At 35.8% G+C, this 24226-nt stretch carries 19 protein-coding genes; 11 read left to right on the top strand and 8 right to left on the bottom strand.

The genetic code is table 11. The annotated features are described in order from the left end of the window. The first annotated feature begins 19 nt into the window (after window positions 1–19). Both ACZSMY_RS17215 and ACZSMY_RS17210 read left to right on the top strand, forming a co-directional pair. On the top strand, window positions 20–1078 hold the full coding sequence (locus tag ACZSMY_RS17215; protein ID WP_256705102.1) for an ADP-ribosylglycohydrolase family protein: 1059 nt from the start codon (window positions 20–22) through the stop codon (window positions 1076–1078). Beyond that, window positions 1059–1772, top strand: a complete 714-nt coding sequence (locus ACZSMY_RS17210; RefSeq protein WP_256705101.1) for a GntR family transcriptional regulator — start codon at window positions 1059–1061, stop codon at window positions 1770–1772. The genes ACZSMY_RS17215 and ACZSMY_RS17210 overlap by 20 nt, the downstream gene beginning before the upstream one ends. A gap of 662 nt (window positions 1773–2434) precedes the next feature. Here ACZSMY_RS17210 and ACZSMY_RS17205 read toward each other — a convergent pair. The 5 genes from ACZSMY_RS17205 to xylA all read right to left on the bottom strand — a co-directional run bounded on the left by ACZSMY_RS17205 (window position 2435) and on the right by xylA (window position 9939). Further along, window positions 2435–3472 (bottom strand): aldose epimerase family protein, encoded by a 1038-nt coding sequence (locus tag ACZSMY_RS17205; RefSeq protein WP_465148038.1) that lies wholly within the window; start codon window positions 3470–3472, stop codon window positions 2435–2437. 86 nt (window positions 3473–3558) lie between these two features. Further along, window positions 3559–5481 carry a right-handed parallel beta-helix repeat-containing protein gene (locus ACZSMY_RS17200; RefSeq protein WP_465148037.1) on the bottom strand — a complete coding sequence of 641 codons (1923 nt, stop codon included), beginning with the start codon at window positions 5479–5481 and terminating at the stop codon, window positions 3559–3561. Window positions 5482–5503: 22 nt separating this feature from the next. Beyond that, entirely contained in the window at window positions 5504–6928 is a 1425-nt protein-coding gene (locus ACZSMY_RS17195; protein WP_465148036.1) for an MFS transporter, read from the bottom strand. 160 nt (window positions 6929–7088) lie between these two features. Continuing rightward, on the bottom strand, window positions 7089–8588 hold the full coding sequence (gene xylB / locus ACZSMY_RS17190; RefSeq protein ID WP_465148035.1) for a xylulokinase: 1500 nt from the start codon (window positions 8586–8588) through the stop codon (window positions 7089–7091). 25 nt (window positions 8589–8613) lie between these two features. Then, the gene (gene xylA / locus ACZSMY_RS17185) at window positions 8614–9939 is read right to left on the bottom strand and encodes a xylose isomerase (RefSeq protein ID WP_465148034.1); all 1326 of its coding nucleotides are present in this window, start codon (window positions 9937–9939) and stop codon (window positions 8614–8616) included. A 263-nt stretch (window positions 9940–10202) separates the two neighbouring features. Here xylA and ACZSMY_RS17180 point away from each other — a divergent pair, with 263 nt between their 5' ends. Together ACZSMY_RS17180 and ACZSMY_RS17175 are read left to right on the top strand one after the other, a co-directional pair. Continuing rightward, a complete protein-coding gene (locus ACZSMY_RS17180; protein WP_465148033.1) occupies window positions 10203–11396 on the top strand; it encodes an ROK family protein in 1194 nt (397 codons plus the stop codon). A gap of 57 nt (window positions 11397–11453) precedes the next feature. Continuing rightward, window positions 11454–12068 (top strand): hypothetical protein, encoded by a 615-nt coding sequence (locus ACZSMY_RS17175; protein ID WP_465148032.1) that lies wholly within the window; start codon window positions 11454–11456, stop codon window positions 12066–12068. A gap of 313 nt (window positions 12069–12381) precedes the next feature. Here the strand turns inward: ACZSMY_RS17175 and ACZSMY_RS17170 are convergent, their stop codons facing one another. From ACZSMY_RS17170 to ACZSMY_RS17160, 3 genes are read right to left on the bottom strand one after another with little or no spacing between them, the layout of a single operon-like run. After that, a complete protein-coding gene (locus ACZSMY_RS17170) occupies window positions 12382–13587 on the bottom strand; it encodes a CaiB/BaiF CoA transferase family protein (protein ID WP_341173287.1) in 1206 nt (401 codons plus the stop codon). Window positions 13588–13640: 53 nt separating this feature from the next. Further along, the gene (locus ACZSMY_RS17165) at window positions 13641–14441 is read right to left on the bottom strand and encodes an enoyl-CoA hydratase/isomerase family protein (RefSeq protein ID WP_341173286.1); all 801 of its coding nucleotides are present in this window, start codon (window positions 14439–14441) and stop codon (window positions 13641–13643) included. A 37-nt stretch (window positions 14442–14478) separates the two neighbouring features. Further along, a complete protein-coding gene (locus tag ACZSMY_RS17160; RefSeq protein WP_341173285.1) occupies window positions 14479–15771 on the bottom strand; it encodes a CitMHS family transporter in 1293 nt (430 codons plus the stop codon). Between the two features lie 254 nt (window positions 15772–16025). Between ACZSMY_RS17160 and ACZSMY_RS17155 the strand changes: the two genes are divergently transcribed. From ACZSMY_RS17155 to ACZSMY_RS17125, 7 genes are all read left to right on the top strand, one after another. Continuing rightward, entirely contained in the window at window positions 16026–16784 is a 759-nt protein-coding gene (locus ACZSMY_RS17155; protein WP_341173284.1) for an IclR family transcriptional regulator, read from the top strand. A 570-nt stretch (window positions 16785–17354) separates the two neighbouring features. Further along, the gene (locus ACZSMY_RS17150) at window positions 17355–17852 is read left to right on the top strand and encodes a tripartite tricarboxylate transporter TctB family protein (protein ID WP_256705100.1); all 498 of its coding nucleotides are present in this window, start codon (window positions 17355–17357) and stop codon (window positions 17850–17852) included. A gap of 13 nt (window positions 17853–17865) precedes the next feature. Next, entirely contained in the window at window positions 17866–19359 is a 1494-nt protein-coding gene (locus tag ACZSMY_RS17145) for a tripartite tricarboxylate transporter permease (protein ID WP_256705099.1), read from the top strand. 30 nt (window positions 19360–19389) lie between these two features. Continuing rightward, window positions 19390–20367, top strand: coding sequence for a tripartite tricarboxylate transporter substrate binding protein (locus tag ACZSMY_RS17140; RefSeq protein ID WP_455725925.1), 978 nt, complete (start codon window positions 19390–19392; stop codon window positions 20365–20367). Between the two features lie 21 nt (window positions 20368–20388). Then, a complete protein-coding gene (locus ACZSMY_RS17135; RefSeq protein WP_256705097.1) occupies window positions 20389–21402 on the top strand; it encodes a mannonate dehydratase in 1014 nt (337 codons plus the stop codon). Between the two features lie 88 nt (window positions 21403–21490). Continuing rightward, the gene (garD, locus tag ACZSMY_RS17130) at window positions 21491–23014 is read left to right on the top strand and encodes a galactarate dehydratase (RefSeq protein ID WP_465148031.1); all 1524 of its coding nucleotides are present in this window, start codon (window positions 21491–21493) and stop codon (window positions 23012–23014) included. A gap of 377 nt (window positions 23015–23391) precedes the next feature. Further along, window positions 23392–24078, top strand: coding sequence for a FadR/GntR family transcriptional regulator (locus ACZSMY_RS17125; RefSeq protein WP_455725924.1), 687 nt, complete (start codon window positions 23392–23394; stop codon window positions 24076–24078). Window positions 24079–24226 lie beyond the last annotated feature (148 nt).

The raw sequence follows: 24226 nt of genomic DNA, 5'->3' as shown, positions 1-24226 counted from the left end.
CAAATGAATCAATGAAAGGATGATAGAAGTGAATTTAAATACAAAAATACAAGGAATTTTAGGATTGGCAGCAATTGGTGATGCAATGGGAGCGGTTACGGAGAACATGTCATTTGATCAAATTCGCACACATTTTGGCCAACCAGTGACGACAATGGAAAAACCTGGTAAAACAGCTTTTGCATTAGGAAATGAGGCTGGGCAGGTAACGGATGATTTTTCACAAATCTATTTTCTTAGCAAAGCAATTTTACGGAATAAAGGTGTGATTGATAGGGATATTGTGGTTAAAGCAATTTTAGATTGGTCAGAGGTTCCGTGGTATTTTGATCGCTTTGCAGGTCCAACTACAAGAAGTGCAGTAGCAATGTATAAAGACCCTTCGTTGAAAATGAAGCCATTGCCTGGAGCAGCAACGGTAGATTATGCTTCCAAAGCAACTAATGGTGCGGCGATGAAGATTGCGCCAGCAGGTATTTTGAATCCGGATAATTTGAAACAGGCAATTGATTCTGCCATTACTATTACGCAAGTGACGCATGATAATTCCTTGGCGATTTCTGGAGCATGTGCAGTAGCTGCTGCAACAAGTGCTTCTTTAGCACCTCATGCAACGGTTGATGAAGCATTAAGCGCAGGTCTTTATGGTGCTATCCGAGGTGAAACTAAGGCGCAGTTCATTTCTCGGGAAGTTGCAGGACCAAGTGTTGTGGAGCGTATCCAATTAGCGTATAATATAGTTGATGGCTTTGGTACAAAAGATGAGAAATTACGTCGCTTATCACAAGTGGTAGGCAGTGGCTTGCATATATCAGAAGCAGTACCTTGTGCGTTTGGAATTATTGCTTTAAACAAAGAGGATGCTTTACAAGCAGTCATTGATGCCGTAAATATAGGATATGATACGGATACCATTGCAACAATTGTCGGGTCGATGGTTGGAGCTTTTATAGATTTATCTGATAAGCGTTTTATCTCTTTATTCGATACTGTACAAGCCGCCAATGATTATAATTTAGTAGAGTTAGCAAATTCATTAGCAAATGTGGTGGAAGATAATGAAGGGAACCAGCGTTAAATATATAGCTATATATGAAGAATTAAAAAAGCAAATCATCAACGGCGAATTCGTCGTTGGTGATTTGCTGCCTGCTGAACCAGAGTTGCAGAAAAGGTATAATGTAAGTCGGATTACTGTGAGGAATTCAGTACAATTATTGGTTGATGAAGGGTATGTCCAACGAATTCATGGTGTTGGTACAATTGTATTAAGTAAAAAAGAATCATTACAACTGCAAACATTATTGAGTTTTTCTGAAGAAAATAACGGACGGGCGATAGAATCATTGTTAATCTCATTCAAAGAGAATATTCAAGCTTCTCCATTAGTGTGTTCTCAGCTTGAATTGCCTAAAGGTGCCATGGTGAGTTGTCATGAAAGATTACGATTGATTGATGATGTTCCGATTGGTTTCCAGCGAGTATATTGTCCCGATTTTATTCAATTGTCATCAGAAGAACTAAATGCACCAGATGTTTCTTTATATCAATTATTTCGTCAAAAAGGATATGTTATAAATAAAGCGAAAGAAACTATTGAGTCTGTTATAGCTGATAAATATTTAGCAGACTATTTAAAAGTTCCAGAAAATAGCCCTTTGTTATATGTGCAAAGAATGACAGAAGATCAGCAGGGGCGACTGATTGAATACGCTGAGATTTTTTATCGCGGTGATCGATATCGATACAACGTTCAACTACAAGCTACGTGATTAATTGAAAGTAAACTTATTCTGAAATCGTTATGATTAAAAAGGAAGCAATTAATTAAAGTGATCTTCTTTGTAATGAAAATAAAAGAAATCCGAATATGCAATTAATATTCTAGCTATCTCATTAACGCCGACGTTTGTGACGTTATTTGGGATGGTTTTTTGCATCTTTTATAGGATGGTATAAAAAGTTTTAATCTGTATTAAAGAAGTAATTAAAACGAACAATTAGGTAATGCTTCATACTGTAAACTTTTCTCAAGGATGTATTAATGCTTTATTGACGCTGATAAGAATTGAAGTGTAAGAAGAATCTGGATGGGATTACTATAGAAAAGATTAATCGAAACTTAGAAATAGATTCTGTATAAATTGTAGCATCATTATTTTCTTGAAATTTATCTTCAAGATTACTGAATGAAGTATCCTTAAGGATGCCGTTATCATGGTACTCATATTATGAGAATTTGTTTTTGGAACATATGAAGGAATACCAAAAGTAATAATTTCTTAAAACGCCTAAATCGAATTACCTTTCGATTTAGGCGTTTTTTTTCGAGATAATTTAAATATTTAAATAAAAATATCAGGTCAGCATCAAAAGCCTTACGTATAAATTTATAGCATTTAATACTCATAATTGTTTAGGAGAGCATTATAACTTACTTTTCCACCCCAAATCGAAACGCCGTTCGTTTCCGGTACACCTCCCCAGCCCCCAAAATAATACTAGGCAAACCATCATCATGCAATGAACCAGTAAATCCCTGTGTTTCAAAACACACACCCAAATACTTTTGAGTTGTCACTTCCAACAACGCCGCCCCATCATCTAAACTATTTGAAGTGTACATCACCATTCCTGGCTGATTCGTTTCAATAGCAAGCGTGCGTCCACTCGTCTTCTCGCTGACAAATACATTTTCCTTTTTATCGTGATCGAATATAAAATAATGGTCAAAACCATTTCCTACAATCTTATTCTGTTCGAAATTTGATACTATACCTTCCTTGAGCGTCCGAACTTGAGTAAAATCAAAGGGGGTGTTCTTTACATCAAGTAATCTTCCAGTGGGTAACAAGGCACCATCCAGCTCTGTAAATTGATGGCTATCTATCGTAACATGATGATCATGTATTGAATCACGTAAATTGCCTGTTAAATTAAAATAGGAATGATTTGTTAAAGTAAGCGGTGTTGTTTCGTCTGTCTGTGCCCAATAGTCCAATATTAATTCATTGTCTTTGGTTAATGTGTATGTAACGTCTGTCTTCACATTTCCGGGGAAACCATTTTCGCCATCACTGCTAATATAATGCAAGATGACGCCTGCGTACGCATCTGATTCAAATGTTTCTCCTTCCCAAAGGACTTGGTGAAATCCATTGGAGCCGCCGTGCAAATGATTTACTCCATCATTTGCTTCTAGTTCATATTGTTTTCCATTTAATGAAAAGTGCGCATTTTTGATTCGTCCAGCTACTCGGCCAATAATAGCGCCCAAAAAATAAGAGTCTGTCTCATAATTTTCGTAGTTATCATATCCCAAAACAACATTTTCAACTTTTCCATTTTTATCTGGAGTACTAATTTTCGTGATAATTCCGCCGAAATTTAATATATTTACCTCCATACCAAAATCATTTTTTAAGACGAAAAGCTTCCACGTTTCATTTAAGTATTTTGTGTTTACTTTCATAAGATCAACTCCAATATGAGTAAGTGAAAAAAGGACTTGATAATCCAAGCCCTTTTTATTTAATTTTATCTCGTTTAGACTAACATTTATCCCCAGACTTTCACATAGTTTTCTCCATTTTTTAAATCAACAATTGGTCCCAAAACACTTTTTTCTTTTCTTTGTTTACCCAGATAATCTGTATCTAAAGTAACTTCACTTCCATCTGGGTTTTCAAAATCTGCATCAACAATTCGTACTCGAGGTAGCGTTCCGGTAGATTGGATTTCTCCGAGGATGTTTTCAAAATCATCCGGAAGTTCACAAGAGAGATACACTTCATTGCCTTCTTCAATAATACGTAGTTTAGGGTCAAAACGATTTACTTCAAGCTTATCTTTTTCCCTTTCAAAAGAAGCTGCTCCGTTGAAATAGGCATTATGATTGATATATACAGGCTGATTCACCTTATGGAATGCTTCATGGTCGCCGGGCTCTTGTTTTACAGTCTCAATATACTCCTCTAATGACGCTGTATAGCCGTTGTAATGAGCTGTGCCAACTCCTTCAAAGTTGGAATCGCCGATGAATATATTATTATAAAAACGGTCATCTCCGCCATAAGTAGCTGCAAAACCAGCTACCTTTGTGCTGTGTGGATAATGGTAAGGAGTTGGACGATCCAACATTTTGCGATGAACCATTTTGCCGCGAATGATATTATTTACGTAAGCACCGCCCTGTGCATGATTATCTAAAGCATAGTCTGCAGTTAGTATATTATGATCAACTAAATAAGGACCACTGCTAACCTCAACAAACAAGTCGCGATTATTTCTATAAAATAGATTTTTGCTTATTCTCGTACCTTGTGTTTGCCAATCTGACCATATGCCTAGAGAACAGTCATGGAAACGGTTATTGTGAATTTGCGTATCAATCGCGGCATGTAATTTAATACCTGCTATCTCATGCCCGAAGAATTCTCTCTTTAATGCAATGTTATAAATATGATTATTATAGATTTCGCTAAATACACAGCCAAGATGACCTACGATGCCATTCTGGCCGCAATCATAGATTGTGTTATTTCGGATAATATGGGAACCGACTTTTTCTTTGTTCCAACCTGCTTGGTGAGCGTGGAACACAGATTCTAATTGATATTGGTAACCCGGCTTATCTTTTCGTTTGCTGCTAAAGTTATTTCCAGTGCTGGCTTCTTTTCCAATACTGATTGCGCTGCATTTCGCATCATGAATGATATTATCCTCGATTATCCAGCCTTTACTCCAATGAGGACCAATCAGTCCAGGTTGATCAGCGGTAGGCGGTGCCCAAGGAGTAGCTGCTTGTGCTAATTCAAATCCTTTAACTGTAATATAATCAATATCTGTATTTTCTGGATAAAACACAGATTTTCTAACGTTTATTTCTACTAATTCTTTATTTGGATCAAACTCATGAAAATTAGCGTAAATTGTTGTGTAGTATTCATCGACCTCTGCAAACCAAACAAATTTTGTTTGCTCTTGATTATGAACAGGGACGACTTCGTTTGTCCAATGATCTAATACTTCTGTTTGTATCTCGGGATCCAGTAGTTGTTCATAGCTTTCTGTTTCGTAAAAGGACATACCATTTAAATAAACGTCTCCTAAATGTCTTCCGGGGTTATAAACGACCCAGTCACCAAAAATTTCTTCGGTATAGGGATTGTACTCTCCAAAAAATGAATTAGGTAATTGAACTTTCCATACATTATTTTCTACTGCCTGCCAATCTTGGATATGCTCTGAACCTTTAATAATTACTTTTTCACCTTCTGCTGCTTCGTAAGTGATTCTTCTGAGATTGCTTAATCCGGAATTTTGAGGGTTTACTCGTTCTCTGTATTCTCCTTCATGTACAATAACTTTATCACCTGCCACTACAATAGAAGCTGCTTTGTTAATTGTTAAAAAAGGATTTTGTTTTGTTCCTTCGGCCATATCAGACCCGTTTTTCGCTACATGATATTCAAAAGTCATTTTTTATTTCCTCCCAATATAATTAAAGTTTCACTAAGTTTTTAGTACGATTCTCGCCAACTTTTCCTTCTTGAATTTCTTTCTTAACAGATGGAATAAATTTTTCGTAATTTAATGTGAATGTGACTAGCATAATAATGATGATACATGCAAAAGGAAAATAAATTTGCATGGATTTCATTGCTAAAATCGAGCTGTCCGGTTGAATGGAAGAACCAGCAACGTATCCGCCAATAGTAAGTGTCCAACCGACGATAGCCCCTTGTAACCCAGATCCAATCTTCATGCCAGCGCTTGTTAAACTAAACACAGATCCTTGTACAGGAACTCCTGATTTCCAATAAATCAAATCTCCTACGTCTGCTACAATAGCGCTAAGTGCACCTGTGAAAGGAACAACACCGATAGCGTTTACAATAAGACCTATAGTCAGTAACGTTAAATTCTCAGAGAATACGGTCATAATCAAATAAGAGATAATGGAAATAATTAACCCTATGACGATACTTCTTCGAATTCCGAACTTTTCTACAAATTTAGGTGCGTACATTAATCCTATTATTGTTGGAACAGTAGTTGCTAAGCTTAATATAGCCATGATGTCAGCGTTGTTAAATACGTAAGTAGCATAATAAACTCTGATACCGTTATCAGTCTGCCTTAAATACCAAAGCAAGTACAAAACAATTGTGATAATAAAGTATTTATTTGTTAACAATACTTTCATTATGAGAAAAAAGGGAACTCTTTGTGTTGTATTATTTTCAGTCTTTCGCTTAGCAATATTTCTTTCTTTTACAAACCACCCGGTAATCATCAAAGGGACCGCGCATAAAAAAGCATAAATTATTGTAGTAATCGTCCATCCCTGTTGACCGCCGCCGAATCCGCTTACAAAAAAAGTCGTAAATGTTGTAATGGATAAAACAGCCAGCTGTGAAAAAATAAAGCGGATGCTTCCTAATGAAACGCGATCATTCTTATCATTTGTCATAAGAGAAGTCAGAGAAGAATAAGCGACGTTATTAGCGGTATAAAAAACTGCAGAGATTAACAAATAGATGATAAAAATATATATGATTTTTCCAGTTTGGTCTAATGCCCCTGGCACATTGAATAATAAAAATGTCAATACACCGAGAATGGGAGCTGTCCAAAACACCCATGGTTTGGCTTTGCCCATCTTTGAATTCGTGTTATCGATTAAGGTCCCCATAAATAAATCAGTGAACCCATCTGTAACACGGGAGATTAGAATAATCGTTCCAATTATTCCAGCTGAAATCCCCACTGTATCCGTCATATATATAGTGAGAAAAGAGGCAATAAAGGTCCAGCTATAATTTGCTCCAAAATCTCCTATACCAAATGTTAGTTTTTCACTCATTTTTAGCTTTTGCGTTTTTACTATTTGTGTTTCACTTTGCTCCGATTGTGCAGCATGCATTTTCATACCTCCATTTTTAATGAAAAGATAACGTCAACCTGCCATAAAGAGAACCCTTATATATTAAAATGAAATTTTTTTGATTGTTTCTACTAGCTTCTTCTATGATAACTGCGTGGAGCAGTTATCTTTTAAATTATCAATCTCATGACTCCATGTATTACTGCCGGTGCTGCATCAACTTTTTATTTAGTGATTGTGATGAAGTATAGACTTGTTGGTAGAGTTTAAATAAAGTTTGATAAACTACTACATTTTCTTCTATCGGTTTATATATTTTTTCTGCATGTAAAAAAGTATCTGCGCAATCTTCAAGTGTTCTAAACCACCTGCAACCATAAGCTGCTAACATTGCTGCTCCCATTCCTGGACCTTGCTCATTGGATAATTTGACAACCTCTGTATTAAAGATATCTGCTTGCATTTGCAGCCATATCTCATTTTTTGAACCACCACCTACGGAAATAATTTGATCGATTTTCTTCCCTTGGTCCCGGAATAACTGGACAGACTCATTTAACGAAAATGTAACTCCTTCCATAACAGACCGTACAAAATGTTTCATCTTGTGAGAACTGTCTATTCCAATGAAACTTCCACGAATAGATGCATCAACATAGGGGGTGCGTTCACCTGCAATATAAGGTGTGAATAGTAAACCATTTGCACCCGGTGGAACTTTATCAACATCGTTAAGCAATTGGTCAAACGTTTTTTCTTCTGCGAAAGTATCTTTAAACCACGTAAGGCTTTGACCAGCTGCTAGTGTCACTCCCATAGTATAATAAGCATTTGGTACGCCATGATTAAAATAGTGAACTTTTCCCTGAAAGTTGCGATCTCTACGGTCTTCATGAGCGAGAACTACCCCGGATGTCCCGATGCTGGCCATTGTTTTACCTTCTGTTAAGACTCCTGATCCAATTGCGCCGCATACATTGTCAGCACCGCCAGTAAAGATGCGAGTTGATTTGGACAGACCAGTTTTTTCAATGATCTCAGGGGTCAATATTCCAATTTCTTCAGAAGATTCTACCAAGGGTGGACATATATCCAAATTGATATCTAATAAATCACAAATACTCTTGCTCCATTCTTTTTCTGCTACATTTAGCAATAAGGTACCAGCTGCATCGGAATATTCCGTATGCAAACTTTTAGTAAGCTTCAAACGGACATAATCTTTTGGTAACAAAAACGTTTTTACTTTACTATAAAGCTCAGGCTCATGATTTTTTACCCATAATAATTTAGGTAATGTAAATCCTTCTAATGCTAAATTTTTCGTGATACGAAGCAGTCTTTCTTTTCCCACTTTTTCATAAATCTCCTGACACTCCGCTGTAGTTCGTGTATCATTCCATAAAATTGCATTACGAAGAACATTTTGATTTTCATCGAGCAGAACCAGTCCATGCATTTGTCCAGAAAAGCTGATACCTTCAATGTCATCTGGTTTACCTTCGAATTGTTGAATTAGTTCAGAAAGCCCGGCGACAGTTTGGTCTACCCAATCTTTAGGGTTCTGTTCGCTATAGCCTGTTTTTTCTTGTAAGAGGGGATATGTTTTTGAAACTTCTTTTACAACATCTCCTTGTTGATTAACTAATAAAAGCTTCACAGCACTTGTCCCCAAATCAACACCGATAATATGCTTCATTACTCAGCCTCCTTATGTCCAGTTCTTATTGATCTGAATAAATTGTCAGCAGATATTGATTGATTACTGCCTTGATTCTTTCCAATTGTCCGGATTGTTGATTTATTTCTTTTAAATCAAGTGCATGCTCTTCTAATTTATGGAAATTCGTTTTTTCTTCCACGATATTCAAACCAATACCGTGTGTATAGCTGCTATATCTGTTATTTACAACATTTTCAATAATTTGATCATCTAATAATTTCTGAGCCACTTTTAACCCGATTGCGAAACTATCCATTCCAGCTATATGTGCGTGAAAAAGATCTTCTGGCTCAAATGAACCTCTTCTTACTTTTGCATCAAAGTTTAATCCGCCGCGGCCCAGTCCGCCATTTTTGATTATTTCATACATAGCAAGTGTAGTAGCGTATAAGTCAGTTGGGAATTCATCTGTATCCCAGCCTAAAAGTGGGTGTCCTTGATTGGCGTCTACTGATCCTAAAATATTATTGACACGTGCGTAGTGCAGTTCATGCTCAAATGTATGACCTGCAAGTGTGGCGTGATTGGCTTCAATATTAAATTTAAAGTGATCTTGTAAATCATAATGCTGCAAAAAGGCGTAACTGCTAGCAACATCAAAATCATATTGGTGAGTTGTTGGTTCTTTAGGTTTTGGCTCAATTAGGAACTGTCCATCAAAATCAATTTCTTTAGCATAATCTACAGCCATATGGAAGAAGCGTCCGAGATTGTCTAATTCGAGTTTCATATCTGTGTTAAGGAGCGTTTCATAACCTTCTCGGCCTCCCCAAAATACGTAGTTTTCTCCACCAAGTTCTTTTCCGATTTCTAACCCTTTTTTTACTTTGGCTGCAGCGTAGGCGAATACATCTGCATTGTTAGAAGAAGCCGCCCCATGAATAAATCTTGGTTGAGTAAAATTATTAGCAGTATTCCAAAGCAGTTTCGTTTTGCTGTCTTTCATATAATCTTTGATCATGGAGACGATTGTATCTAAGTTTTTATTTGTTTCTCTTAAAGTTTCTCCTTCTGGTGCGATATCCACATCATGAAAACAGAAATAGGGAACATTTAGCTTCTCGAAGAATTCAAAAGCTGCCTCTACACGAGCTTTTGCTAAGTCCATTCCTGAGAATTTATCCCAAGGGCGGACAGCTGTTCCAGAGCCGAATGGGTCTGATAAATCTTCAGTAAATGTATGCCAGTATGCTACTGCAAAACGTAGATAATCCTCCATATTTGCGCCGCCAATGGTTTCCTCCGGATTATAGAACTTAAATGCATAAGGATTCGTTGACTTCGGCCCTTCATAAATTATCTGATTTACGTTTGGAAAATAACTCATTCTATAAATACCTCCTATTTCATTGAGTTAGTTAAAATAAGTTTATATAACTTTGTTTAACCTTAAAACTAAGTTTAGTATTTGTTGGAAGCGTTGTCAACAATAAAATTAAAGAAAAAAGGTATTGATATGATAGATGAATTGATTTAAATATGATTGATTTAAGATTTGTTAATATAATGGTTAAACAAAGTGAGGATGAATGTTAAGCGATTTCTATGATAGAATAAAGATAAAGAATTATATAAAAAGGAGAAAAAAAGATGCAAAAAATTCAAACCGGTGACCAAAATTTTGTAAAACAAATGAATAAGTCAATTGTTTTTCGTTCAATTAAAAAAAACGAACCACTATCCCGTTCGCAGATTTCTAAAATAACTGGACTCAATAAAGCAACTGTTTCTACAATGGTTTCGGAAATGCTTGAAGAGTCATTTGTATATGAAATAGAGTCTAACCAATCCAGTGGGGGAAGGAAGCCTGTGCTATTATATTTTAATAACCTTGCAGGCTTTTCGGTTGGAATTGACTTGGGCGTTAATTACATTCTCGGTGTTTTAACGGATTTGAATGGTCATATTGTAGAAGAAGTTACCCAGACTTTTACTAGTATTGAATATGAAGATGTGAAGAACAATTTAGTGAATATCATAAAAAAATTAATTAAAAAGGCTCCGGAAAGCACGTATGGCATAGTAGGAATTGGTGTAGGTGTTCCAGGTAATGTCGATCTCGATGAGAACATTTTATTTGCCCCAAATCTAAAATGGAAAAATGTTGATTTAAAAGCAGAGTTACAAAATGAACTTCACATTCCGGTTAAAATTCAAAATGAAGCTAATTGTGGAGTTCATGGTGAACATCTTTATGGGAGAGGGAAGAATGCATCTGATTTAGTGTATATTAGCATTGGAGTTGGTATAGGTACAGGCATCATTATAAAAAACAATCTTTACACTGGTACATCTGGTATTTCTGGAGAAATGGGACATGTTACTCTTAATGCAAACGGCCCTAAATGCCGTTGCGGAAATCACGGTTGCTGGGAATTTTATGCATCGGAACAGGCTCTTTTGGAGCATGTAAAAAAGCAAAAAGTATTAAGCAGTTCGAATGATATAAGTCTGGAAAAACTAGTAGCAGAAGCAAAAACAGGGAATAAAGAAGTTCTGCAGATTTTAAACACATTAGGGGAGTATATCGGAATTGGATTAACAACGGTTATTAATACGTTTAATCCAGAAATGGTTATCATAGGAAATAGAATCTCACAATTTAGCCGATGGTTAACCAACCCTGTTAATCATGTTCTACAGGATAGGCTATCTTATTATCATAATGAGAATACGGAGATTAAATTTTCTGCTCTGGGTCGTTATTCAAGTGCGCTCGGTGCTACTTCGATAGCGATTTCTCATTTTTTATCAGAACAAAAATTAGAGAAAATGACATTGTAACTACAAAAAACGTTTTACCTTTATTTTTCAAAGTAACATAAAACAAGGAGGCTCATAATGGACGTATGGTATGTAAGCTACGGCTCCAACATTAGCGAAAATCGCTTTTCCTGCTATATTGAAGGAGGTATTCCTGAAGGATCTGAAAAAGAGGAAAAGGGATGTGAAAATACGACTCCGCCAAAGAAAGTAAAAAAAGCCGAGCTCCCTTATCCTCTCTATTTTACAAAGGAGAGAAGTAAATGGGGCAAAGGCGGAGTTGCCTTCATTGGACATAAATCCAATAAAGATACCAAAACATATGCAAGAAAGTATCTGATCACGGATGAGCAATTTGGAGAAATCGTGGAACAGGAAAATAATGTGGATGCCTTAAATATCAACGTGCAGGATATTATGAATAAAGGCTATGTTGACTTGAAAGCAGGCTGGTACAGTAGGGTTATTTATCTGGGAAAAGAGGAAGGGGCGCCAATGTTTACATTTACCAATCCGGATGTAATGGGAACGCACGAATTTACCACTCCCCCTCAATCCTATTTATCCATGATTTCCCGCGGGTTAAAGGAGATTGGTCTTGCGAAAGAAGAAATTGTGGAATACTTTTTAACGAAACCTGGAATTGAAGGGAAGTTTACGAAGGATTCGCTTTTTCGGTATATTTACGATTGATTATTGTTTTTTCATAATATGAATTAAAATAATTATTCTTATTGGGAAATCCTATTTTAACTATATGAATTGCGTGGTCTAAGTTCCTTGTCTATAGACGGCATTTGTTTTCTAAGCGGAGTTGTAAAAATGATATAAACACCTGAATCAAAAGGTTGATGATGCAGGTGTTTTTGTGTGTTTATTCTGTTTTCTTAGATGATATTTTATGTGGCCAATAAATAACCAAATATATAGAAATATACCCCACTCGCGGATAACTAGATTTAAGAAAGGTTAAATGGTGTGTTGGGTATTGAATTAACCTGTTTCATTATATAGATTTATTCATTGTATTTAACACTTCATTCATTTTATCATTGGAATAGCCTAAGACATCTCTTAGTATTTCTTCTGTGTTTTCTCCTAATGTTGGTGGAGCAGCATTATTATTTAATGGAGCATTACTATAATGAATAGGAGTTCCAACATGAGAAAATTTCCCGTAGGAAGGATGATCAATCTTTTTAATGAGATCTTTCTCTTTTATCTGCGGATGATTTAATGCATCTTCAATATTCAACACTGGAGCGTGAGGTATATCGTAAGCTTCGAATACTTCTATCCATTCATTTATTTTTTTTCTGTCTAATTCTGCTTGAATAATATCGATTAAGATTTCCCTGTTTTTTACGCGTAAATCATTTGTTTTAAATCTTTCATCCGTTAACCATTCTTTTTTATTCATTGCCTTTATAAATTTTTTCCAAAAACCTTCCGTGTAGATAGCTAAAACTAAATAACCATCTGATGCTTTATAAGTTCCGTATGGGACAATGAAAGGGTGATGTGACCCTACAGGAGAAGACGATTCTCCAGTCATGTAATACTTTCCGGCATAATAGCCTAACAACGAAACAAGATTATCAAGCAAACTTAAATCAATATGAAGTCCTTTTTTCGATTTTCCTTTTTCTATTATAGCGCCCAATACAGAGATTGCTCCAAATAGTCCGCCAATAATATCGCCAATAGGAAGTCCAGATCGCTGCGGGACACCATCACCTGTAACACTCATTACACCGCTTAATGCCTGAACAATAATATCATAACCCGCTCTTTCTCCAAGTGGGCCAGTACTTCCGAAAGCAGAAATGGAGCAGACTATCATACCAGGATTAATTAACTGTATTGCTTCCTTGCTGAATCCTAGTTTATCTAAAACCCCAGGACGAAAATTTTCAACTAGAATATCACATTCTTTTATTAAATCTTTCAATGTTTGCATCCCAATATCGCTTTTTAAATTAACTTCTATACTTTTTTTATTTCGATTAACACTTAGAAAATAGTGACTTTCCCCATTTTGATATGGAGCAAAATGGCGCGTCTGGTCTCCGAATCCAGGACGTTCTATTTTTATAACTTCAGCACCTAAATCACTTAAAATAGTAGTTGCTAAAGGGCCGGCTAATGTTTGACTTAAGTCTAATATTCGGATATGAGATAGTGGACCTTTATATTCTTCATTTTCCACCATTATTCACATTCCTCCTCTTCGAATTAGTTGATTGTTTTTATATTCGGGACTAATTATTTTTTCATTAGTTTTTCTAACGCATTTTTGTGATTTGGATGATGTACTGATATTGCCATTAATGATGAAGCCATATCCAACGATTGCTTTAAATTCATTGACAAGCCTTGATAAACGATACGTTTCATCATTTGAATAACCTCTTGAGGTTCATTACATAGATTATTTGCATACTCTTTAACAGTCTGTAGCAAAGAATTATTTGGAATCACGTGGGTAACCAATCCAATCTCTTTTGCTTCAGCAGCTGTGAGCTTTTTTCCAGTCCAAAGCATTTCTAGTGAATTATCGATGCCGATAATTCTAGGAAGATAATATCCTCCACCGTCTCCAGGCACAATTCCAGCTTTTATATACCCTTCACCTAATTTTGCTTCATCAGAACAGAATCGAATATCGCACATTAATGCCATGTCTAATCCAGCTCCGATAGCTGCTCCGTTAATCGCAGCTATCATTGGTTTATCAATTTCTTCCATTAACAAGGGTATTTTTTGTATATTTTTCCATAAACTATTCTTTACCTCTAACGGTAAACTAGTGTAATTCTCTTGTTCTTGTTTAGTCTTAGCCATAAAGCCATCACCGTTTATCATTGCTTTAATATCTCCGCCTGCGCAAAATGCTTTTCCATTTCCTGTTAGAATACCAACATAAATATCGTCATTATTTTTAATTTCTTCTAATGCGTCAATCCATAGCTGGATCATATCCACACTAAAAGCATTTAACGATTCAGGTCTATTTAATCGAATAACTCCAATATGATTATCCTTTTCAAAAATTAAATCTTCCATTACATAACAACTCCCTTTAATGTGAATTTTGAATGATTTAGAAAGGAATAACGCCTATCAATACACAAACAATAGTCATTACGATCGTTGTACCGAACGCCCATTTAAATGTGAATTTTTGATGATCAGCCAAATCAACCCCAGCTAAACCAATAAGCAGAAATGTAGAAGGTGTTAATGGACTAATTGGAAACCCTGTTGTAATCTGACCTAGGATTGCCGCACGTGCCATTTCAGCCCCACTTATTCCGTAAGTAGCTGCTGCTTCGCTTAGAATAGGTAAGACACCAAAATAAAAAGCATCTGGAGTAAATACAAGACTTAGAGGCATACTTGCAATAGCTAATATAATTGCCATTTGCGTTCCAAGCCCCTCTGGAATAATGGATACAAGACTATTCGCCATTGCTTCGACCATTCCAGTCCCCGATAAAACACCTGTAAATATACCTGCAGCAAAAATAATTGTCACAATGGTTACAACACCAACAGCCAATGAATCTATTCTTTCCTGTTGAACTTTTGCATTAGGATAATTAACTATTAAAGCTATAACAAATCCAACCATAAATACTACTGGCAGTGGAAACCATACTTGAATAAGAAAAACAATTAGAACGATGGTTAAAAGTAAATTAAACCAAAAGAGTTTTGGCCGTTTTAATTCTTGTTCCTCTTTAGAAATTTCCATCGTATATTCGAACGAGGAATCTTCAATACCAAGCCTTTTACGTTCTCGTTTACCTAATAGATATGCAACAAAAAACACCCATAAAAGTCCAACTAACATTGCCGGGATAACAGGATTAAATATGTCAGTTGTATCAATATTGAGGGAAGCGGAAGCTCTTGCTGTAGGTCCGCCCCAAGGAAGTAAGTTCATTGTTCCTGCACTTAATGCAACAACACAGGCTAATACTAATTTACTCATTTTTAACCTATTATATAGTGGGAGCAGTGCAGGTATCGTAATGAGAAAAGTAGAAGCCCCGGAGCCGTCTAAATGGGCAAACATACCAATAACTGCAGTTCCTATAACTATTTTTAAAGGATCTCCTTTTACTAAAATTAGAACTCGTTTAATAATTGGATCGAATAGACCTGCTTGGTTCATGATTCCAAAATACAATATCGCGAAGGCAAGCATGATTGCAGTAGGTGCTACTTCTATAATTCCATCGAGCATCATTGGACCCAAATCAATTGTGTGCCCTGTAAATAATCCAAAAAGAAGCGGAACAATAATTAAAGCAACAATCACAGACGTTTTCTTAGTTAAAATGAGATACAGAAATACAAAAATGGTTAAAAAACCAAGTAAGGCTAACATTTCTTCACTTCCTTCCTAGGTAATGATATCGGTTAGCTTTCATATTGTTTTCTATAGGGAATAGAGGGGGCTGAAGGTACACTGTTTTAAAACAAATTTTCATTTAGGACATTTATATTCTAATCTTGTTTAGAATATTACCGTTAAACGGTAAGGGTTTTCATTTAACGGTACATGATAATTAATTATGGAAATATTGCACTATTAGACACATATAATCTGATATACATACTGTTGGATTGGAGGAGATTTTTTTGCAGAAAAAAGAATCAATGCAGACGATTAATCGTGCGGTTCAAGTTTTAAAAGTATTTTCATTCAACGAAAAAGAGTTATCTTTAACAGAGATAAGTGAGAGATTGGGGATTTCAAAATCAAGTATTCAAAGGATCTTATATACCCTTACAGAAGAAGGGTTTTTAGAAAAAAATGAACGAAGCAAGACGTATAAACTAGGGATGGAATTATACTTCTTAGGAAATTTGGTGGAGAGTAATTCACACTTACTGTCTATCACAAAAAAATTCATGCAAGAATTAAATACAAAAACGGGAGAAACGATTACATTAAATATTATCCATAATAATAAACGTAAATGTATTGCTTATGAACATGCAAAACATGAATTAACCACACTTTCCTATATAAGTAAAGAATCTCCTTTATATGCTGGCGCATCGGCAAAAGTATTGTTAGCGAATTTACCAGAAATTCAGAGAGAAAATATTATTGAGCACTTGAAATTAAAACAACTTACGGATTATACGGTAATAAATAAGGACTGTTTAAGAAAACAATTAAGTACAATAAGGGAACAAGGATATGCAATAACAAAGAATGAAAGAATTCTAGGTGTTTATGCAATTAGCGCTCCGATAAAAAATCGCTTAAACGACGTTATTGCGAGCATGACTATAACGATTCCTTTGATTAGGGTGGATAAATCTAGGATTGAACAGTACGTTGAGTTTATATTGGAGTCTGCTGCTAGTATCTCTAGGAAGATGGGATAGAGGTTATTGGTTACATTTCATATTTTGCGATTGATATTATATCTTCTGGTACGTCAGAGATTTCTAAGCGATATGGATTACTTTGGGAATAAAACACCAAATCGATATAGGGAGGATAATTTTCATTAATATAAAAAAAGTTATTGAGACGAGCGGGCAAGAATTTTAATAAGATAATAGTTTTGACAGAAGCAGTCCATACAAGATATGGACTGTATTTTATTGGTTTTAACACCAATTCTTTATAAAATGAGTCAAGAGGTAGCACTTGAAAGTGGAAATAAAACAAAAACTACATTAATTATCGAGACCTTTAATCCAAATCTAGTTTGGAGTTTCTTTTTTTAGCAGGACAAATTAAGTCACGAAACCAAACTGAACGGATTCATATAAAATAAATTATCTAATTTATAGTGAGGATTTTTTTGATAATTTGGCATACCTCAATACATATAAAAACCTTAGAGAAGTAATATTTAAAAAACCTAAAAATTTTATTGACATATAAATATATTTGTCATACAATTACGAAAAGTAATAAAAAATAGGATGGATTGGAGGGGAAGTCTAATGGAAAGGAATTACGGTGATTTAATTACAGGAATTATTTTGTTGGCGATTTCAATAGTTATGTTTATAGGCTCTCTTAATATGGAAGCGCTAACAGAAGGGGCGGTCGGGTCAGATTTTATGCCTAAAGTAATTGCAATATTAATTGCAGTAATGAGTATTCCTGTAATTGTAAGCGGTTTTAAAAGTGGGGAGATAGACAAAACAGATGAAGAAGCACCTGCTGCAGAAGTTAAAGAAGGAACAGATAATAAAAATAGCTTTATTTATCTGATACTTACGATAATTTTGTTATTTGTTTATTTATTTCTAATTCCTATCTTAGGCTTTTTAATTACCACTGCTGCTTATCTCATTATACAAATGCTACTTTTCTCAAAATGGACAATCAAAAATGCCCTCTTATATGGGGTTATTTCAATTGTCACATCGTCCGTTATTTATTTCGTGTTTCGCAATGTGTTCTATGTCATGCTTCCAGCGGGAATTTTTGGGTAAGGAGGGTTAGAAAATGTTTGATATGTTATTAGAAGGTTTTAATTCGGTTTTCACTTTTCAAATAATCCTGTTAATTGTTGTTGGTGTAATCTTAGGACTTATATTTGGTTCTATACCAGGTTTAACAGCTACGATGGCAATTGCGATTTGTTTGCCGATTACATATGGGATGGATCCAGTCGCAGGAATGTCTCTTTTGATGGGATTGTATATTGGAGGGGTTTCAGGAGGTTTAATTCCAGCAATTTTATTGAAGCTGCCAGGAACCCCATCCTCCATTGCAACGACATTTGATGGATATCCGCTGGCTCAAAAAGGAGAGCCGGGAAAAGCATTCTCCTTTGCGATTGTCTCTTCTTTCTTTGGAGGATTAATAAGTATCGTCGCATTAATTATTATTTCTCCGCCATTAGGCAAAGTTGCTTTAGAATTCGGACCTTTTGAGTTTTTTGCTATTGTGATTTTTTCCCTGACGTTAATCTCAAGTCTTTCTGGAGATTCGATCGTCAAAGGTGTTCTATCAGGAGCACTTGGTATTGCATTTGCATTGGTTGGTTCAGCACCAATTGATGCGTTTCCAAGATTTACGTTTGGTTTCAGTTCCTTAGATGCTGGGTTTGACTTATTACCAGTGTTAATTGGGCTATTTGCAGTGTCGGAAATATTGATTACTGCTGAAAAGAAAGTCAAAAATAATAAATCTACACGTCTGAAAAAAATTAGTTACCGAGTAAAAATGAAGGAATATTTTGAACAAAAATGGAACTTTCTTCGGTCGACATTGTTAGGTTTGAGCATTGGGGTATTACCTGGTATTGGAGGTGGAACCGCAAATATTATCGCATATGCAACAACAAAAAATCTTTCAAAAAAACCTGAAGAATTTGGTAAAGGGAATCCCAGTGGTATTGTAGCGTCTGAATCATCAAATAATGCTGCTATTGGAGGAGCGTTAGTTCCGCTTATTTCTTTAGGAATACCGGGAGATACAGTTACAGCTATGTTACTCGGGGGCCTTGTCTTGCATGGGTTGCAGCCTGGACCAATGCTGATTCAAAATAGTGGCGAAATAGTATATGGCATATTTGCTGCTTTAATCATTGCAAACATTTTAATGGCAGTGTTTTTATTCTTAGGAATGAGAGGATTTGTAAGATTGCTTAGCATTCCTCAGGCTATTCTTTTACCTATTATTCTAGCGTTGTGTGTTGTTGGTGCATTTGGTGTGAATAATCGTTTATTTGATGTAGGTGCATTATTTTTCTTTGGGATTATCGGTTACCTGATGATCAAAGCTAAAATGCCATTAACACCGCTTGTTCTAGGGTTTATCCTGGGACCAATTCTAGAAACAAACCTACGCAGAGGTTTAATGTTATCTGAAGGAAACTTTATGCCTTTTTTAACAGAACCAATAGCTGCAGGATTCTTACTTTTAACAGTCGTTTCTATTGCCATGAAAATATACAGTAATAGAAAGAAACAAAAGCTTCAAAAAGTAAATTAACTAAATAAATCAAAAAAGGGAGGAATTATATTGAAGAAAATTGTGGATATTTTTACGAAAAGTTTAGCTGTTGTTTGTCTAGTTTTTATTTTAAGTGCATGTTCAGATGGGGAAAGTTCAAATGCGGAAGATGCATACCCTTCTAAACCAATTGAGGTAGTTGTTCCAGTTGGAGCGGGTGGGGATACAGACTTGAATACACGTATTACTGCTAAATATCTGGAACAGGAACTTGGTGAATCAATCGTCATTACGAACGTGGAAGGGGCTGGGGGTTCAACAGGTATCAAGGAAGTATTATCTAAGGAACCAGATGGACATGCTGTATTGGCTTACCATAATGCAATGTTAGTTAATAATATTTATGGATTAGCTGACTATACATCTAAAGATTTTAAATATGCAGGTGTAGGAATCGTTGATCAATCGAATACATTTCTTGCTTCTAAAGATGCTGCATTTGATGATATCGAATCCTTGATTGATTATGCCAAAGAAAATCCTGGCGAAGTTAAGGTGGCTACAGAAGTTGGAGCGATGACACATTTGCAAGTGTTAGAGTTTGAACAAAAAACAGGAGTTGAATTTAATATAGTTGATGCCGGTGGTGCTTCTGATAAAATTACCGCTTTATTAGGAGGAAGAGTTGACATTGTACCAACTTCTCTTGGATTAGTGCAGGATTTTCTTGAATCTGGCGATTTTGTTTCCCTCGGTGTAATTGCTGAGGAGCGTCTGGAAGGAGCCCCAGATGTTGAAACGTTTACCGAGCAAGGTGTAGATATGTCAGTAGATAAAGTTTTTTATTGGGCTTTTAACCCGGAAACACCGGATGAGGTCGTAGAAAGATTTTCAGAAGCGTTAGAAAATGTAGTTGAAGATGAATCCTTTCAAGAGGAGATTAAGAACAGTTGGTTAACCCCAAGTTATCTAGATTCAGAAGAAACAGCTGAGAAGTTAAAAGAAATTACTGAGAATGACCAGGCAGTTTATGACGCGGCTAATTAATAATATAGAAGGAGGCTGTAAATGATGAAAGTGTCCGTAACCGTTAACACCACTGAATTAACAGATTTGGATTTACAACAAATGTCCCAGCTAGGTGTGGACAGGATTGATTTTGGGAACGGGAACTCTTTTGCAGGTGTGAAGGAACAAGGGTTTCCAGATTTGGATAGTTTATTAAAACTTCAAAGAAGAATCCGCTCATGGGGGATGGATATTAATAGAGTTACCTTGCCAAATATAACCGGTTCATTTATGGATAATCAAGATGGCAGTGAGGTGCAATTGGAAAACTCCGTAAATGCCATTAAAGTCTTTGGAGAAGCAAATATAAAAATCGTCAGACAACGATTTGAAGGCGATGTATTTTATGGTCGTTCACAGACTTATCAAGCGATTCAAAGAGGCGGAGCCATCTCTAGAGGAGAGAGCGTTGGTTTATTGAAGGATAAAGCAGAAAGTCCGACTTTAGAAGAACTGGAAAAGTGGTGGCGTTCTTTTCAAAGGGCCTATAAAGAATTAGTGCCGACTGCTCAAGAAAATGGTGTGAATATAGCTATGCATCCATCTGATACACCACATCCAGATTCTCCCTTCGGAGGACTTGGTTTACACAGGATAATTGATGACTTTCCGAATGAAAACGTAGGTTTTGTTTACTGCATCGGTACGCGTGCGGAAGAAGGTGGATCCTCATTAGTCATTGATGAAATAAATCATTTTGGTAGAAAAAACAGAATTTTCTTAGTGCATTTTAGAAATGTACGCGGAAGTTTACCGACAGCTGGAGCATTTGAAGAAGCTTTACTAGATGATGGGGACTTGAATATGTTTAAGATATTGCTGGAATTAAAGAAAGTAGGTTTTAACGGTTGTCTAAACCCTGATCATGTACCTATCCTTGCAGGTGACATTGCAGACCAAGATAAAAAATGGGCAAATTCGAATATTGGCTGGAAATCATCTAACCTGGGATTTGCTTATTCCATTGGATATATTAAAGCCTTACTTACTGCATTAAACGAAGTTACAGGGTAATGAAATATACAATAGAATGTGATGATATGTTTAGTGTAAGTGTATTTCATACATTTACTGAAAAACAACAAAGAGGTGGTGTGAGAAAATGCAAGAAGATATGGAACCACTCTATATTAAAGTGAAAGAAATAGATAATACCGCGATTATTGTTAATAATGGAGGTTTAAAGCAAGGAACTGTTTTTAAGTGTGGTCTCGAATTAAAAAATATGATTCCTCAAGGGCATAAAGTAGCTTTAGAGGACATAGAAAAAGATGGAAAAATTATCCGATACGGAGAAATTATTGGATATGCTAAAGGTCGAATTGAAAAAGGATCCTGGATAAGAGACGCTGTAATGAATTTACCAGTACCTCCAGAACTAAATACATTAAAGACCTACGGGAAAGCAGAACCGAAGGAACCCTTAGATGAAGAATACACTTTTTTAGGATACAGAAACTCTGATGGTACAGCTGGGGTGAAGAATATACTCGGGATAACGACAAGTGTTCAATGTGTCGTTGGGGTTTTAGAGTTTGCTGTACAAAAGATAAAGGAAGAACTTCTTCCAAAGTACCCAAATGTTGAAGACGTTATTGCTATTAATCATAACTATGGTTGTGGTGTTGCAATAAACGCTGGCGATGCAAAAATTCCTATCCGCACCATTCAAAATCTAGCGAAACATCCTAGTTTTGGCGGGGAAATCATGGTTGTCGGTTTAGGATGCGAAAAGCTCCAACCAACGCGATTAAATGATGGAAAAGATAATGATAATATTGTAATGTTACAAGATCAAAATGGCTTCACAAATATGATTCAAACTATTATGGAGATGGCTGAAGAAAGGTTAGAAAGGCTAAACCAAAGAGAGCGAGAAGAATTTCCAATCTCTGAATTAGTAGTAGGTGTTCAGTGTGGGGGAAGTGATGCATTTTCAGGCGTTACAGCAAATCCAGCTGTAGGGTATGCGGCAGATTTGCTGGTTAAAGCTGGTGCAACTGTCTTGTTTTCTGAAGTAACAGAGGTTAGGGACGCGGTCCATCTATTAACACCAAGAGCAGATAGTCGAGAAGTAGCGGACGCTCTTGTTAGAGAAATGGATTGGTATGATAAATATTTGAATAAAGGTGATGTTGACCGGTCAGCAAATCCGTCGCCAGGAAATAAAAAAGGCGGATTATCTAATGTCGTTGAAAAGTCTCTTGGTTCAGTAATTAAATCTGGAACATCTCCAATTACAGATGTTTTATCTCCAGGAGAAAAGGTTCGAAAAAAAGGATTAAATTTTGCTGCTACGCCCGCAAGCGATTTTGTTTGTGGAACTTTGCAGCTCGCTGCTGGTATGCATTTACAGGTGTTCACAACGGGCAGAGGAACACCTTATAATCTGTCAATGGCACCTGTATTAAAGGTTTCAACAAGAAATGAATTAAAAAATCAATGGAACGATTTAATCGATATCAATGCGGGAACGATTGCTACAGGAAAAGCGACTATTGAAGATGTAGGATGGGAAATTTTTCATGATATTATTGCTACTGCTAGTGGTAAGAAAACAACTTGTGCAGATAAATGTGGTATTCGAAACGATTTAGCCTTATTTAATCCTGCACCAGTTACGTAACTAATCGGATGTCTATAAATAATGGGTAGCTTTTATGGTGTTAAGAAGGAGAGGGATATAATCTCTATCCTTCTTTTTATATCGACTTTAAATCAATGGAAAGAACTTTAGAAATAAAAATTCCAGTTGATAAAGATAGCAGGGAGTAAATATACAACTATGATATAGGGGAAGTTTATATGATATATTCTTTGGAAATTTATTGAAATTGACAAACTTATATATTTGTCATACAATTACGGGCGGTAATTATAATAATAAACCTTGATGTAATTTATCCGCAGGTTATTTACATAATTCACTAAATAATCAAATGTGCTATATGACATGTGATTTCTTTAACATACTGATTGCTAAGTACAAGGAGAGTGAAGGTAATGGAAGTATTTAAAACAGGAACAATACAAAGAAATACATTATCACAACAAGTGTTAAACCAAATAATTTCCATGTTGATGGATGGGCAGCTTCATCCGGGAGATAAGCTTCCGTCTGAATTAAAATTAATGGAGGATTTTGATGTAAGCCGCCCTGTATTAAGAGAGGCGCTTAGTTCTTTAGAAACATTAGAAATTGTCAAAAGAAGACCGCGTGGAGGAACGTATATCAATGAAAAAGTAGGAAATAGTCCTTTTAGAGCAATGTTAGCATTAACAATCAATAATGTGTCAGCTGTTATTGAAGCAAGAATGTCCTTAGAATTAGGACTAGTTACTTTAGCAGCAGAAAAAATAACTGACGAACAATTAGATCTGTTAAAGGAAATAAACAGTGATATTGAAAAAAGCGTGAATAATAATTATGGGGCGTTAGATATCGAATTTCATAGAATCATTGCCCAAAGCGCAAATAACCCAGTAGTGGAAGGGATGATTGATTCATTATTGATTGCGCATGAAAAGACTGATAGCTTGATACCCTACCGTGAGCGGGAAATAACGGTTGCATACCACGAAGCGATTTACAGAGCTTTAAAAAAAAGAGACCCAATTATGTCATTCACAGAAATGTATCGACATCTCCGTTATGTACGAGAAAAAATCATGTCTAGAATAGATGTATAACTTTTCGTACGGAACTTTTTACTATCTAAAATTTAAATAAGTGTTAGATGACTTCTGTATTAATTTAGGAGTCATTTTTTGTGCGGTTATAGACTTTCATTTAATGAAAGAAGCTATTGAAAATAATAATCAGAAGATTAAATAATGA

The sequence above is a fragment of the Oceanobacillus sp. B139/18 genome (assembly GCF_055524595.1).
This window is presented reverse-complemented; position numbering and strand designations above follow the sequence as displayed.

Bases quoted from the DNA above. Each gene is read 5' to 3' on its own strand.
- ACZSMY_RS17215 (WP_256705102.1), top strand. From the start codon at position 20: ATGATAGAAGTGAATTTAAATACAAAAATACAAGGAATTTTAGGATTG.
- ACZSMY_RS17210 (WP_256705101.1), top strand. From the start codon at position 1,059: ATGAAGGGAACCAGCGTTAAATATATAGCTATATATGAAGAATTAAAA.
- ACZSMY_RS17205 (WP_465148038.1), bottom strand. From the start codon at position 3,472: ATGAAAGTAAACACAAAATACTTAAATGAAACGTGGAAGCTTTTCGTC.
- ACZSMY_RS17200 (WP_465148037.1), bottom strand. From the start codon at position 5,481: ATGACTTTTGAATATCATGTAGCGAAAAACGGGTCTGATATGGCCGAA.
- ACZSMY_RS17195 (WP_465148036.1), bottom strand. From the start codon at position 6,928: ATGCATGCTGCACAATCGGAGCAAAGTGAAACACAAATAGTAAAAACG.
- xylB (WP_465148035.1), bottom strand. From the start codon at position 8,588: ATGAAGCATATTATCGGTGTTGATTTGGGGACAAGTGCTGTGAAGCTT.
- xylA (WP_465148034.1), bottom strand. From the start codon at position 9,939: ATGAGTTATTTTCCAAACGTAAATCAGATAATTTATGAAGGGCCGAAG.
- ACZSMY_RS17180 (WP_465148033.1), top strand. From the start codon at position 10,203: ATGCAAAAAATTCAAACCGGTGACCAAAATTTTGTAAAACAAATGAAT.
- ACZSMY_RS17175 (WP_465148032.1), top strand. From the start codon at position 11,454: ATGGACGTATGGTATGTAAGCTACGGCTCCAACATTAGCGAAAATCGC.
- ACZSMY_RS17170 (WP_341173287.1), bottom strand. From the start codon at position 13,587: ATGGTGGAAAATGAAGAATATAAAGGTCCACTATCTCATATCCGAATA.
- ACZSMY_RS17165 (WP_341173286.1), bottom strand. From the start codon at position 14,441: ATGGAAGATTTAATTTTTGAAAAGGATAATCATATTGGAGTTATTCGA.
- ACZSMY_RS17160 (WP_341173285.1), bottom strand. From the start codon at position 15,771: ATGTTAGCCTTACTTGGTTTTTTAACCATTTTTGTATTTCTGTATCTC.
- ACZSMY_RS17150 (WP_256705100.1), top strand. From the start codon at position 17,355: ATGGAAAGGAATTACGGTGATTTAATTACAGGAATTATTTTGTTGGCG.
- ACZSMY_RS17145 (WP_256705099.1), top strand. From the start codon at position 17,866: ATGTTTGATATGTTATTAGAAGGTTTTAATTCGGTTTTCACTTTTCAA.
- ACZSMY_RS17135 (WP_256705097.1), top strand. From the start codon at position 20,389: ATGATGAAAGTGTCCGTAACCGTTAACACCACTGAATTAACAGATTTG.
- garD (WP_465148031.1), top strand. From the start codon at position 21,491: ATGCAAGAAGATATGGAACCACTCTATATTAAAGTGAAAGAAATAGAT.
- ACZSMY_RS17125 (WP_455725924.1), top strand. From the start codon at position 23,392: ATGGAAGTATTTAAAACAGGAACAATACAAAGAAATACATTATCACAA.